A 14796-nucleotide genomic window follows, 5' to 3' on the forward strand; every position below is an offset into this window, starting at 1 on the left:
GGTGCTTGCTAGGCCGTTCCGGAACCCACCCGCCCCTTGCGCAGCGCATCGATCACCACTTCTTTCGGCCCATCCGCGACGATCCGGCCGTTGTCCAGCACCACCAGGCGATCCACCAGGCTCAGCATCGAGGTGCGGTGGGTGACCAATAGCAAGGTCTTGCCCTGGATGTGGGTGTGGAGCTTTTGTCGCAAGGTGTCTTCGCTGCTGTTGTCCATGGCGCTGGTGGGTTCGTCCAACAGCAGGATCGGTGGATCGAGCAGCAGGGCCCGGGCCAGCAGCACGGCCTGGCGCTGGCCGCCGGAGAGCAGTTGGCCGCGCTCGCCCACCGGGCGGTCGAAGCCCTGGGGATGCTGGCGGGCCAGTTCGCTGACGCCGGTCAATTCCGCCACTTCGAGCATGCGTGCATCGCTGATGTAGCGGGCCCCGAGGGTCAGGTTGTCGCGCAGGCTACCGGCCAGCAGCGGCAGGTCATGGGCGACATAGCCGATCTGCTGGCGCAGGTCGGCGACATCCAGTTGCCGCAGGTCCAGGCCGTCGAGGAGCAGTTGGCCCTCTTGCGGTTCGTAAAATCCCATCAGCAGACGCGCCAGGGTGCTTTTGCCCGAGCCGCTGCGACCGATGATTCCGACCCGCTCACCGGCCGTGAGATGAAAGCTCGCGTTCGACAGTGCCGGTGTGCTCTGGTCGTTGTAGTGGAACGTTACGCCTTGGACCTCCAGTGCCCCCTGCAATTGGGTGCGGTCCAGCGGCCGCTGCTTGGCATCGCGTTCCTGGGGTAACGCCATCAGGGCGTCGGTGCTGCGCATGGTGAGTTGGGCCTGCTGGTAACGGGTGATCAGCCCGGCGATCTGCCCCAATGGCGCCAGGACCCGGCTGCCCAGCATATAGGACGCCACCAGCGCGCCGACGCTGAGGTTGCCGGCGATGATGCTGTAGACCCCGGCGACGATGGTGGTCATGCCGGCCAGTTGTTGCAGGAACAGGGTGCCGTTGGTCGCCAGCGCCGAGAGGTTGCGTGCGTGGCTGTCCAGGCGAGTGAGGGCACCATGGGTGCTTTCCCATTGATGCTGGCGCTCGCTTTCCGCGCTGCAGGCCTTGAGGGTTTCCAGACCGCCGAGGGTTTCGATCAGCAAGGCCTGGCGCTGGGCACCCAGGGCCAGGCTCTTCTGTACGGTGTCTCGCAGGCGCACCTGGATGATCATCGCGAAGATGATCGTGATCGGGAACGCCACCACTGGAATGACCACCAGCCAGCCCCCCAGCAAACCGATCACCAACAGCATCAGCACGGCAAAGGGCAGGTCGATCAAGCTGGTGAGGGTCACGGCGGTGAGAAATTCCCGCAGGCCCTGGAAGTCATGGATGCTCTGGGCGAACCCGCCGATGGTCACCGGCCGGGCCTTCATCGCCATGCCGGTGATGCGCTCGAACAGGGTGGCAGAGAGAATCACGTCGGTTTTCTTGCCGGCGCTGTCCAGCAGGTGGGCGCGCACCACTCGCAGCACCAGTTCGAAGCCGGTGCCAATCAACAGCCCTACGGCCAATACCCACAGGGTGGACGTGGCCTGGTTCGGCACCACGCGGTCATAGGTCTGCATGACGAACAGCGGCACCATCAACCCCAGCAGGTTGATGAGCAGACTCGCCAGGATCGCGTCGCTATACAGCCAGCGCGACAGCTTCAAGGTGTCGCGAAACCAGGCTTCGACCCGTGGCACCAGGGGCGAACGCAAGTCTTCGAGTTCATGGCGTGGCCGGGCAAACAGCGCCTGGCCACTGTAATCGGCAGTCAGTTCCTCGCGGCTGACCCATTGCTCACCGCCATCGGCTTCGCACGGCAGGATCAATGCCTGGCCGTTCTCGTGCCAGCGTCGCAATACCGCGCAACGACCACCGGCCAGGATCAGCATCACTGGTAGATTGAGGGGGGAAATCTCGGCAAGGCCACGGCGCAGCACACGGGCCTGCAAACCGGCCCGGGCCGCTGCACGAGGCAGCAGGTCCAGGCTCAGCCGTTGGTGCGCCATTGGAAGCCCGGCGCTGAGGCTGGCGCGACTGACCGCCGCGCCATGGAGTTTGCAGAGGATCAACAGACCATCCAGCAGAGGGTCATCGAAGCTCAGGCGCGGGTCGGCGCCGGGGATAGCGGGTTCCATGCTGGTCACATTGATCGCTCCCAGTGGGCTACTTCAATTCGGGCAGCCGTGCTTCGCTCTTGACTTCAGTCTGGGCGATGGCATCGGCCGGCAGCACGATCCGTTGTTTGCTCAACAACAGGCCCATGTTCGCCAGCACCCGGTACATCGAGTATTCCTCGGTGTAGCGCACTTCGGTGTAGCGACGGTTGGCGTTGTACAGCTCGTTTTCGCTGTCGAGCAGGTCGAGCAGGGTCCGCTGGCCGAGGCCGAACTGATCCTGGTAGGCGGCGCGCACCCGGGCGGTGGTGTCGGCGTATTCCCGGGCGGTGGGGGTCTGTTTGCGAGCGTTGAGCATCGCGTTCCAGGCCAGGCGCGTATCTTCGTTGAGCTGGCGCAGGGCGTTGTTGCGGATGTCCATGGCCTGGTCGATCTGGTGCGCGTCGGATGCCAACCTTGCCTTGTCGCTACCGCCGCGGAACAGGTTGTAGTTCATCACCACACCGACCCGCCAGTTGTTGTCATGGCCTTCTTCGCCACCGATGTTGTTATTGGCGCCCACCGCAGCTTCGGCGTCGAAACGGGGGTAGAACGGCGACTTGGCCACTTCATATTGGCTCTCGGCGGACTGCACGTCAGCCTGGGCCGATTTCAGGTAGGGGTGGTTTTCCACCATGCTCTGCTGGGCTTCGCGCAGGTCGGCGGGAATTTCACCTTTGGTCGACGGCGGTGTTTCCAGCTCATCGGGCATGCGCCCGACCACGCTGTAGAAGTTCGCCTCGGCGTCGGCCAAGTCGACCTGGGCTGTGTCGTAGTTGTTTTCCGCCAGCGCCCGACGGGCATTGGACTGATCGGAGTCAGCCGCGCTGCCTACTCCGCGCTGGGTGCGCAGGCCGATCTGGTCGTTGACCCGCAGATGCGCCTGCAGGTTGTTCTTGGCCAGGGTCACCAGTTCGCGACGCTTGAGCACTTCGAGGTAGACCTCGATGGTGCGCAGGGCCAGGTCCTGAGCGGTGCCTTGTGCGTAATAGGCCCGGGAATTGACCACGCCCTTGGTGCGTTCCACCTCATTGCTGGTGTTGAACCCGTCAAAGAGCATCTGCCGCAGGCGCAGTTCCGACTGGGTGTAGTTCAGGGTGTTGGTGTTGTGATTGCCTTGGGCGCGGGTGTTGGGGTTGTCGCTATAGCCACGGCCGTAGCCGGCATTCAAATCCACCGACGGAAAGAAGCCCCCCCTGGCGACCTTGACGTCTTCATTGGCCGACAGACGGCTGTCCACCCGTTGCGCCAATTCAGGGTGAGTCGCGATGGTGCTCTGGATCGCTTCGGTCAGCGACATCGCCTGCGCAGAAGAAGAGCAGGCTATCGCCAGCAAAACCGCGCTGCAAAGAGGGGATAAAACGCGCATGGGGTGCATCTCCTGAGATCTGTTGTGCTTCTGTGTCGCCAGAATATTGACGTATTTAAGATCAAAACCGTTTCAACCTTGTAACAACACAGCTAAGAACATCCTGCGGGAAACCTAAGAAGAATTTCTCATAAGACTTATGCCGAAAAAAACTTATGTACACGGAAAAAAGCGGCACATTGTTCAAAGGCGAATCCTTTGAAATTGCGGGCTCTGACGGCTTTTGGACGTCAAATAAAAGTTCCCTTGGAACTTTGAAACCAACATGAAGAGATGCAAACAGGGCAGGGCGAGCAGGCTTTTAAAGCGACGGTTTTTTGTCATTGTGGCGGATGGCTAGCGCTTCTGAAGCCTGTGGAAGCTGGCAAATTTTCCAGATTTCCTGACTGCCTCTGAGCACGGATTCTTCACCCAAACAGGTGCCGACCGCGGTTGGCAACGGAGGAATGCACATGGCAGCGCTCATCGGTACCGTCAGCAAAATTGTGGGGCAGGTTTTCGCAGAGACTGCCGCGGGCCAGCGGCGGCCTTTGGTCGAAGGGGATCGGCTGTATGCCGGCGATCACCTGATCACCGGTGCCGAAGGGGCAGTGGCCGTACACCTTGAGAACGGCCAGGACCTGACCCTGGGTCGTGAAAGCAACCTGACCCTCACCCCACAACTGCTGGCCCACCAGGCCCCTCATGTCGACGCGCCTGAAGTGGCGACGCCGACGGCCGGGCAACTGACCGATGTGCAGAAACTGCAGCAAGCCATCGCTGCCGGTGCCGACCCGACCCAGACTGGAGAAGCCACGGCCGCTGGCCCCGGTGCTGGTAATGCGCCCGGTGCTTTGGGTGGGGGGCATAGTTTTGTCCTGCTGGAGGAGGTGGGCGGCGCGGTCGCACCGCAGATAGGCTTCCCTACGGCCGGGTTCAACGGGATTCCCGAGTTTCCACTGGTCCGTCTGGCTGGCGATGAGAACGGCAACAATCAAACCGTGCCACCGGTGACCCCTGAACCTCCGGACAATCCGGTGACCCTCGACGGCCTGAGCGTGGAAGGAGGCGAACTGACCGCCAACGAGGCCAACCTGCCCGATGGTTCAGCCAGCAATCCGGGCGCATTGGTACAAAGCGGCACGTTCACCGTCAACGCGCCTGACGGGTTGAGCAGCCTGAGCATCGGCGGTATCGGCGTGATCGTCGGCGGCGTCCCTGCAGGTTTTCCTCAGGCCATCACCACCGCACTGGGCAATACCCTGACCATCACTGGTTACAATCCCGCCACCGGAGTGATCAGCTATACCTACACCCTTCTCGACAACGAAACCCATCCTGCTGGCGAAGGTGCCAATACCCTCACCGAACAGTTCCCGGTCGTGGCCGTGGACAGCGACGGCGACAGCGCCAGCGGCACCCTGGACGTCAATATCACCGACGACGTGCCCCAGGCGGTCGACGACAACAACGCCAGCACCGCATCGGAAACCTTGGTCACGCTCACCGGCAACGTGTTGCCCAACGATCACCAGGGCGCTGACCGCATTCCCACCGGCCCCGACAGCGGGCCGATCATCGGCGGGACGTTCACCGGCACCTACGGCACCCTGGTGCTCAACCCTAACGGAACGTACACCTACACCCTGGACACCAGCGACCCGCAATTCGTGGCGCTGCATGGTGGAGGAAGCGGTACCGAAACCTTCACCTACACCCTGACCGATGCGGACGGTGACACCAGCACTGCGAACCTGGTGCTGCAAGTGCACAACAACGACGATCCGGTGATCATCACCGGCCTGGACACCGAGGGCGGCGAGCTGACGGTGCAGGAGAAAAACCTCAGCGACGGCACGAGCCCGGATGCGTCGGCCCTGACCCAGAGCGGCACCTTCACCGTGACCGCGCTGGACGGCGTGCAGACCTTGAGCGTCGGCGGTATCACCGTCGTCAGCAGCGGGGTGGCGGCAGGTTTTCCACAGTCCATCACAACGGCATTGGGCAACACCCTGACCGTCACTGGCTTCAACGCAGTCACAGGGGTGGTCAGCTACAGCTACACCTTGCTGGACAACGAAGCCCATCCAAACGCCAACGGTGCCAATAGCCTCAGCGAGCAGTTCACTGTCGTCGCCACGGATGACAACGGCACCACGGCGACCGGCAATCTCGATGTGAACATCGTCGATGACCTGCCTCACGCCGTGGACGACAGCAACGCCGGTACTGCGTCGGAAACCAACCTGACCCTGACCGGCAGCGTCCTGACCAATGACACCGAAGGCGCAGACCATGTCGCTTCGGGGCCCATCACACCGGGCACGTTCACCGGCACCTACGGCACCCTGGTGCTCAACGCCGACGGTTCCTACACCTACACCCTCAACCCTGCCGACACGGATTTCAAAGGTCTGCACGGTGGCGGCAACGGTACCGAAACCTTCACCTACACCCTGACCGATGCGGACGGTGACACCAGCACTGCGAACCTGGTGCTGCAAGTGCACAACAACGACGATCCGGTGATCATCACCGGCCTGGACACCGAGGGCGGCGAGCTGACGGTGCAGGAGAAAAACCTCAGCGACGGCACGAGCCCGGATGCGTCGGCCCTGACCCAGAGCGGCACCTTCACCGTGACCGCGCTGGACGGCGTGCAAAGCTTGAGCGTCGGCGGCATCACCGTCGTCAGCAGCGGGGTGGCGGCAGGTTTTCCACAGTCCATCACAACGGCGCTGGGCAACACCCTGACCGTCACTGGCTTCAACGCAGCCACAGGGGTGGTCAGCTACAGCTACACCTTGCTGGACAACGAAGCCCATCCCAACGCCAACGGTGCCAATAGCCTCAGCGAGCAGTTCACTGTCGTCGCCACGGATGACAACGGCACCACGGCGACCGGCAATCTCGATGTGAACATCGTCGATGACCTGCCTCACGCCGTGGACGACAGCAACGCCGGTACTGCGTCGGAAACCAACCTGACCCTGACCGGCAGCGTCCTGACCAATGACACCGAAGGCGCAGACCATGTCGCTTCGGGGCCCATCACACCGGGCACGTTCACCGGCACCTACGGCACCCTGGTGCTCAACGCCGATGGTTCCTACACCTACACCCTCAACCCCGCCGACACGGATTTCAAAGGTCTGCACGGTGGCGGCGACGGCACTGAGACCTTCACCTACACCCTGACCGATGCGGACGGTGACACCAGCACTGCGAACCTGGTGCTGCAAGTGCACAACAACGACGATCCGGTGATCATCACCGGCCTGGACACCGAGGGCGGCGAGCTGACGGTGCAGGAGAAAAACCTCAGCGACGGCACGAGCCCGGATGCGTCGGCCCTGACCCAAAGCGGCACCTTCACCGTGACCGCGCTGGACGGTGTACAAAGCTTGAGCGTCGGCGGCATCACCGTCGTCAGCAGCGGGGTGGCGGCAGGTTTTCCACAGTCCATCACAACGGCGCTGGGCAACACCCTGACCGTCACTGGCTTCAACGCAGCCACAGGGGTGGTCAGCTACAGCTACACCTTGCTGGACAACGAAGCCCATCCCAACGCCAACGGTGCCAATAGCCTCAGCGAGCAGTTCACTGTCGTCGCCACGGATGACAACGGCACCACGGCGACCGGCAATCTCGATGTGAACATCGTCGATGACCTGCCTCACGCCGTGGACGACAGCAACGCCGGTACTGCGTCGGAAACCAACCTGACCCTGACCGGCAGCGTCCTGACCAATGACACCGAAGGCGCAGACCATGTCGCTTCGGGGCCCATCACACCGGGCACGTTCACCGGCACCTACGGCACCCTGGTGCTCAACGCCGACGGTTCCTACACCTACACCCTCAACCCTGCCGACACGGATTTCAAAGGTCTGCACGGTGGCGGCAACGGTACCGAAACCTTCACCTACACCCTGACCGATGCGGACGGTGACACCAGCACTGCGAACCTGGTGCTGCAAGTGCACAACAACGACGATCCGGTGATCATCACCGGCCTGGACACCGAGGGCGGCGAGCTGACGGTGCAGGAGAAAAACCTCAGCGACGGCACGAACCCGGATGCGCCGGCCCTGACCCAGAGCGGCACCTTCACCGTGACCGCGCTGGATGGCGTGCAGACCTTGAGCGTCGGCGGTATCACCGTCGTCAGCGGCGGGGTGGTGGCAGGTTTTCCACAGTCCATCACAACGGCGCTGGGCAACACCCTGACCGTCACTGGCTTCAACGCAGCCACAGGGGTGGTCAGCTACAGCTACACCTTGCTGGACAACGAAGCCCATCCCAACGCCAACGGTGCCAATAGCCTCAGCGAGCAGTTCACTGTCGTCGCCACGGATGACAACGGCACCACGGCGACCGGCAATCTCGATGTGAACATCGTTGACGACCTGCCCACCGCCCACGCCGATTCCGCCTCGGTGAATGAAGGCGGGACGGTCAGCGGCAATGTCCTGGACAACGACGTGGGCGGTGCCGATGGGCCCGCTGCCAGTGGCGCGGTGATCGGCGTACGCGCCGGTGACGACACCTCGACTCCGGCGATTGGCGGCCTCAACACTCAGATCAACGGTACCTACGGTTACCTGACCCTGGATGCCAATGGCAATGCGGTCTACCACAGCAATCCGGACACCGTCAGCGCACCCGGCGCCACGGACGTGTTCACCTACACCGTGCGTGATTCCGATGGCGATGAAAGTACGACCACCATCACCATCGACGTGCACGACGTCTGCCTTGTCGCCACACCGGATCAGGACATCAGCGTCCACGAAAAAGCCCTCGACCTGAATCAGGACGGCCAGGACCTGGCCCCCGGCACCGTCACCGGCAGTGATCCGAGTGCCACCAACGAAACCGCCACCGGCAGTCTCGTGGGGGCGGTGACCGGTGCTGTTGGCGCCGTGACCTTCGCCCTGGTGAGCGACGCCACCGGCGCCCATGGGCAGTTGCTGCTCAACCCGGACGGTTCCTACACCTACACGCTGACCTCGCCTGCCACGACAGCGCCCAGTGCCAACGACGGTCCGAACGTGACGAGTGAAAGTTTCACCTATCAAGCCACGGACTCCCTGGGCAACACCGTCACCAGCACCATCGTCATCAACATCGTCGACGATGTGCCCAAGGCTTATTGCGATACCGCCGCAGTAGTGGAGGGCGGGACGGTCAGCGGCAATGTGCTGGACAACGATGTGCTCGGCGCCGACGGCGGTACCGTCATCGGCGTACGGGTTGGCAGCGATACTTCAACCTCGGCGGTTGGCGGCCTCAACACCCAGATCAACGGTACCTATGGCTACCTGACCCTGGATGCCAGTGGCAATGCGGTCTACCACAGCAACCCGGACGCCGTCGGCGCATCCGGCGCCACGGACGTGTTTACCTACACCGTGCGCGATGGTGATGGTGATGAGAGCACCACCACCATCACCATCGATGTGCACAACAGCTGCCTTGTCGCCGAAACCGACCACGACGTGACCGTCTACGAAAAAGCCCTCGACCTGAACCAGGATGGCCAGGACCTGGCCCCCGGCGCTGTTACCGGCAGCGACCCGAGCGGCACCGGCGAAACGGCCAGCGGCAGCCTTGTCGGTTCGGTGTCGGGTGCCACTGGCGCGGTGACCTTCACCTTGGTGGGCAACGCCACAGGGGCTTATGGTCAACTGCTGCTCCATCCTGACGGCTCCTACACTTACACCCTGACCTCGCCCGCCACGACGACCCCACACACCAATGACGGCCCGAACGTCTTGAGCGAAAGCTTCACCTATCAGGCCACGGACTCCCTGGGCAACCACGTCACCGGCAGCCTGGTGGTGAGTATCGTCGACGATGTGCCCACCGCTGTTGCATCCGAACGTTCGGTGACGGCGGTGGAGATCGATTCGAACCTGCTGATCGTGCTCGATGTGTCCGGCAGCATGGCCGATGATTCCGGCGTACCGGGGCTTTCGCGGCTGGACCTGGCGAAGCAGGCCATCAGCGCCTTGCTCGATAAATACGATGACCTGGGAGACGTGAAGGTCCAGCTGGTGACCTTCAGTAGCAGTGCCACTGACCAGACTTCAGTGTGGGTCGATGTGGCCACCGCCAAGACACTGCTCACCAGCCTGACGGCTGGCGGCGGGACCAACTACGATGCGGCAGTGGCGACGGCCAAGACCGCGTTCGTCACCTCCGGACAACTGACCGGGGCGCAGAACATCGGTTATTTCTTTTCCGACGGCAAGCCGACGTCGGGGCAGGAAACCGGTGCGGCCGATGAAGCCGCCTGGAAGGCCTTCCTCGACGCCAACGGCATCAAGAACTACGCCATCGGTCTGGGCAGCGGCGTCAGCAATGCCAACCTCGACCCGCTGGCCTACGATGGCAGCACCCATACCAACACCGACGCCGTGGTGGTGACCGATCTCAACCAGCTCAATTCGGTATTGTCCGGCACTGTGCAAGGTGTGCCGGTCACCGGTAGCCTGTTGGGCGAGGGCGGTACATTCGGTGCCGACGGCGGGTATGTCAAAAGCCTGGTGGTCGACGGCACCACGTACAGCTATGACCCGGCCGCCAACGGTGGCCAGGGTGCATTGACGGCCAGTGGCGGAGCCGACCATGGCACGTTCAACAGCCTGAACAACACCGTGACCATCGCCACTGCCCATAACGGTACGCTGGTTATCAACCTCGACAGCGGCGAGTACAGCTACACCTCCCAGACCACCACCAGCACGGTGATCAGCGAAAACATCGTCTACACCGTCAGCGACAATGATGGTGACCTGGCAAGCTCCAGCCTGGTGATCAACGTCGTGCCCAACAGTCCACCCGTGGCGATGAACGACAACGTCATCACCAACGTGCTGTCGGGCAATATCGTGGTACCGGGGGAACTGCTGCTGGGCAATGACAGCGACGCCAATGGCGATCCGCTGACCGCGTCACCCACCAGCTTCAACACCGGTTGGGTCGGCAAAGGCGCGGACTTCACCGGCAGCACCGGCACGGTCAGCTTCACCGGCAACAACGTGCAGTCGATCAACCTCGACCGCAGTACCTTTGTCGCCAACGCTGCCGCCATGACCGCGGTGCTGGTGGTCAGCGGTGCACTGGGGATGGTGTCCAACAACAATACCAACGATGAGGACCGCCTCAACATCAGTCTCAAACAGGGCGAAACCCTGACGCTGGACCATAATCTGTCGGCCGGCCATATCGCCATGGAATACTCCCTCAATGGCGGACCGTTCATCGCCATCAACGATGGGGCTTCGTTCACCGCAGCGGCGGACGGCAACTACCAGATCCACGTCACCAATATCCCCAACCCTGGTGGCGGCAACGTCAACGCCGCGGAAAACTACCAACTGACCCTGACCGTCAACTATGCCAGCGCCCAGGACAGCACGCCGGATTACCACGGCAGCTACACCGCCAGCGATAACCACGGCGGCAGCGACAGTGCGGCGGTGAGCATCAGCTACCAGTCGGGCCATACCTTGAACGGCACCACGGGAGACGACGTGTTGCTGGCCGGCAATGGCGACAACCTCCTCAACGGCGGAGATGGTAACGACATCCTCAGTGCCGGTTCGGGCAACAACACCTTGCACGGCGGAGCAGGGAATGACTTGCTCTACAGCGGCGCCGGCAATGACCTGCTCGATGGCGGTACCGGCAACGACACCGCCAGCTACGCCCATGCCACTGCCGGCGTCACGGTGAACCTGGGCCTGCTCGCCGCGCAAAACACGCTAGGCGCCGGTACCGACACCCTGGGCGGTATCGAAAACCTCGTCGGTTCGAACTTCAACGACACCCTCACCGGCGACGGGGCCAACAACCGCATCGACGGCGGACTGGGTCATGACGTGCTCAATGGCGGTGGCGGCGATGACATCCTGATCGGCGGCTTGGGCAACAACACCCTTACTGGCGGCAGCGGCGCCGATACCTTCCAGTGGATGGCAGGTAATAGCGGCCATGACGTGATCACCGACTTCACCCCCGGCCTCGACAAACTTGACCTGTCACAACTGCTGCTGGGAGAGAACGGCACCAGTGCTTCCCTGGATGACTATCTGCACTTCACCATCACTGGCAGCGGCGCATCGGTCATCACCAGCATCGACGTCAGCGCCACCGCTGGCGCGACGCCGAACCAGACCATCGACCTGGCCGGCGTCGATCTCGCCAACCACTACGGCGTGACACCGGGCGCAGGGGGGATGATTGCGGGCGGGGCGGACACGGCGACCATCATCAACGGGATGTTGAATGATCATTCGTTGAAGGTGGATACGGTATGAGGTAAGTCGTACTGTGGCGTTTGGTGTGAACCCTGCGAGAGCAAATTCCCTCACCACAGGATGTGATGGCGACCGAGGCGAACTGACGTTATCCGGCGTTCAGTTCGCCCACTGCCAACTATTGATGACTATTCCGGGTATTGGCCGTCGCGCGCTCATCTCGGGTCAGCACAATCAGAGTGAACGTCACCGACTTGCCGTTGGATGTCGCGATTACCGTCACGAAACCGATTTTGTTGCCGGCGATCAGCTTCGGTGACACTGCGTCGCCATGACTGCTGGTCGTGGCTGTCGGCGTCTGATCGGCCCCGACGAATAGGGTTCCGGTTCCACCATCATTGGTGATCGTGTAGGTGACCCAGGCAGCCTCTACTGGATCTTGGTCCTGATTCGAAGTCCGTGTCGTGAGGGGGAGGGCGAACTCAGTACCTTCTGACGCGAACTGTCCATGCCCAGCGATCACGGATAGATGCTCCACATCCTCCGTCGGGTCACCCTCTTGCGACACCACCCGCAAGTGGAACGTAGCCGTCCTATCGCTAGACGTGGCGGTAACCTGCAGCGTACCCGCCTTGGCGCCGGCCACCAGCGTTGGCGACGTAGCATCACCCTCGGCGTTCGTCTGCACGGTCGGTGTCTGGTCGCCCCCGTTGAACCGTGTCCCTGTCCCACCGTCATCAGTGACCGCGAAGGTAACCTCCGTACCCACGACAGCCGCGTTCAAGGGGTCTGTGGCTCGTGCGGTCAATGGTTTCGGAAACCTGCTGTCCATTGAGACGGCCTGGAAATTCCCCGCTTGCGTTTGTAGCGACTGAACCTCGCCTGGCCACCGCGACATCACGTTCAGAGCGATGTTGTTCGCTCCGCGTATCTGTCCTGTATCGGACAATAGCCGTACCCGGCCATTGGTGATGTGGCCGTCGGCGGCTGTGTCATCCACGCGCAGCGTCGCCGACTGTGCTGCGGTCCAGTTCGCTGCGCTTGGCAGGGTGCATGACGCGGCGTTGCCGTTCTCGGCGATCCACTTGGTAGTCCCGCTCTGGCAGGACACGTCGGTGATCACAGTGTGTGCGGGAGCGTTGTAATACAGCTGTTCGCCGGGTGCCCCTACCACCGGGGATTTGCCGTCCACCTGCGTCACTCGCACCGGAACCTGTACGCCAACCCCTCCCGGCTTGGCCAACGGTATGGTCAGCTGTCCCACCGGGATACTGCCCTCGGGCAACTTGCCACCGAAATACTGCGCGATACGGGGCCAGATGCTGCTCATCTGCGCGCCGGTGTTGTACCCCGAACTGTAACCATAGTTCAGGGCAATAACTGCATTGGTCCGCGCATCGATCACTGGCGACCCGGAAGACCCTGACTCGGTATCGCAGTTGTATTTTGCGAAATCAGCGAAGCCGTTGTTATTCACTGCGGTCACCCAGCAGGGACGTCCGTCATCGTGAAAGCGCGAGATCCGCTTCGGCCCGCCCCTGGGATGCCCCGCAATGTAGACCGGGTCGCCAACCTCCGAGATACGGGTATCCACGCCCAGATAACCGAAGGAATCCAATACGCCGCTGTCAACCACATCCGGATCCAACTCAAGTAGCGCAGAATCGGTAAAGTTATGAGAGGTCAAGATCCGCGCCACTGGCACCTGGACAGCAGGCCGCACAGCATCCGAATCGCAGCTGGGTTCCTCGTAATCGAACGCCACGACCATCCGACTCGGATCCGGATTTTCACCAATGACATGCAGGTTGGTGAGCACAAGGTTTCCAGGCCCTATCCGCCATGCAGTCCCATAGCTGGGCCCGGTATAAATCCTGCCGACTGCGCGTGAGCGCCGGTATTTTGCCGGGTCCGACTCCTGTACGCATCGAGCCTTCTCAAGCTGACTTTCCCCGATGATCTGACCTGGAGTGATCGGGGTGGGAGGCGCAGTCTCCACGGCAGCGACCGCCGCCCCGGCGCCCAGTACCAGCCCAAAGAAGGCCAGCGGCACTGAAATTTTTTTCGGTTGAGTCAGCATGGCGGAAGCTCCGGTCGCTTAGGGACGATGGAGCGATTAATGAAGTGGAACCTGTTCTCTGCCTACTGTCAGGTCTGACAGGCTGAGCAGATTGCTGACGGATGGTCGGCGCTGCTGGAGGTTTGCCTTGTGGCGCGGACAGGGGATATTGATCGTTCCCACGCTCTGCGTGGTAATGCAGCCTGGGCGTCCCCAGGAGCCGAACGCAGAGCGTCCCTTGAGGCATTCCCACGCAGAGCGTGGGAACGATCAAGGGCGGAGTGGCTAGCGATGTTCGACGTTGTCGAGTGCCCGGTTCGCGAGCAATGCACCCAGTTCAATCAATTGCTGGATGCCCAGCGCCACATGCCGCCGAGAACCGTTCAGCTCGAAGGCCAGATCACTGACCATGGCATTGGCCGAGGCCAGGGTTTCGCTGAGGTTGGCGAGCAGGATTTCAGTGTCGATACCGTTGACGATGGTAAAGAGTTGATCGAAGGGCGGATTGATCTCGGACCCGCTCGGTTTTGGTTTCAAGTAAAAGTCGAGGGCGCGATCGGCGGTTTTGTCGTAAGAGGATGTGGGGTCGGTATCCGGGGTGCTGGGCATAAGGTGGAGCTCCATGCATGACCACCATTGAACAGATGTCAAGAAAGCCATCGTCAAGGTGATGCTATATGTCATGTGGCATACGGGCTACCAAACCCGATCACTGATTTGTCAGCGATGGACAAACGATAGAGCCTGTCCTCTTGGCACACAAGCCGGCGAATTCTGGCGTAGTCGTAGGCAATGGCGTAAGACGACGTAGCCCGTCCAGCAGTGTCCTACTGTGAAATAAACATAGGGGCGCAATGCCGGTCAGTTGAGCCACAAACCTGTGGGAGCAAAGCTTGCTCGCGATGATTGATCGTTCCCACGCTCTGCGTGGTAATGCAGCCTGGG

At 61.9% G+C, this 14796-nt stretch carries 5 protein-coding genes; 1 reads left to right on the plus strand and 4 read right to left on the minus strand.

All coding sequences use genetic code 11. The annotated features are described in order from the left end of the window. Window positions 1–8: 8 nt before the first annotated feature. Both QZH45_RS08895 and QZH45_RS08900 read right to left on the minus strand, forming a co-directional pair. The gene (locus tag QZH45_RS08895; protein ID WP_024779105.1) at window positions 9–2168 is read right to left on the minus strand and encodes a type I secretion system permease/ATPase; all 2160 of its coding nucleotides are present in this window, start codon (window positions 2166–2168) and stop codon (window positions 9–11) included. A 19-nt stretch (window positions 2169–2187) separates the two neighbouring features. Then, window positions 2188–3546: a TolC family outer membrane protein gene (locus QZH45_RS08900; RefSeq protein ID WP_024779106.1), complete on the minus strand. Its 1359-nt coding sequence runs from the start codon at window positions 3544–3546 to the stop codon at window positions 2188–2190. A gap of 452 nt (window positions 3547–3998) precedes the next feature. On the opposite strand from QZH45_RS08900, the gene QZH45_RS08905 reads away from it, so the two are divergent. Next, complete coding sequence (locus QZH45_RS08905) at window positions 3999–11852, plus strand: retention module-containing protein (RefSeq protein ID WP_432783660.1); 7854 nt, start codon at window positions 3999–4001, stop codon at window positions 11850–11852. Window positions 11853–11970: 118 nt separating this feature from the next. Here QZH45_RS08905 and QZH45_RS08910 read toward each other — a convergent pair whose 3' ends face one another. Continuing rightward, complete coding sequence (locus QZH45_RS08910) at window positions 11971–13872, minus strand: trypsin-like peptidase domain-containing protein (RefSeq protein ID WP_053192904.1); 1902 nt, start codon at window positions 13870–13872, stop codon at window positions 11971–11973. A gap of 264 nt (window positions 13873–14136) precedes the next feature. Continuing rightward, window positions 14137–14460 carry a DUF6124 family protein gene (locus QZH45_RS08915; protein ID WP_237140473.1) on the minus strand — a complete coding sequence of 108 codons (324 nt, stop codon included), beginning with the start codon at window positions 14458–14460 and terminating at the stop codon, window positions 14137–14139. Window positions 14461–14796: the final 336 nt, after the last annotated feature.

Origin of the sequence: Pseudomonas corrugata (assembly GCF_050920615.1) — a bacterium.
GTDB classification, from domain to species: domain Bacteria; phylum Pseudomonadota; class Gammaproteobacteria; order Pseudomonadales; family Pseudomonadaceae; genus Aquipseudomonas; species Aquipseudomonas corrugata.

Coding starts and splice junctions, on each gene's coding strand:
- QZH45_RS08900 (WP_024779106.1), bottom strand. CDS start 3,546: ATGCGCGTTTTATCCCCTCTTTGCAGCGCGGTTTTGCTGGCGATAGCC.
- QZH45_RS08905 (WP_432783660.1), top strand. CDS start 3,999: ATGGCAGCGCTCATCGGTACCGTCAGCAAAATTGTGGGGCAGGTTTTC.
- QZH45_RS08910 (WP_053192904.1), bottom strand. CDS start 13,872: ATGCTGACTCAACCGAAAAAAATTTCAGTGCCGCTGGCCTTCTTTGGG.
- QZH45_RS08915 (WP_237140473.1), bottom strand. CDS start 14,460: ATGCCCAGCACCCCGGATACCGACCCCACATCCTCTTACGACAAAACC.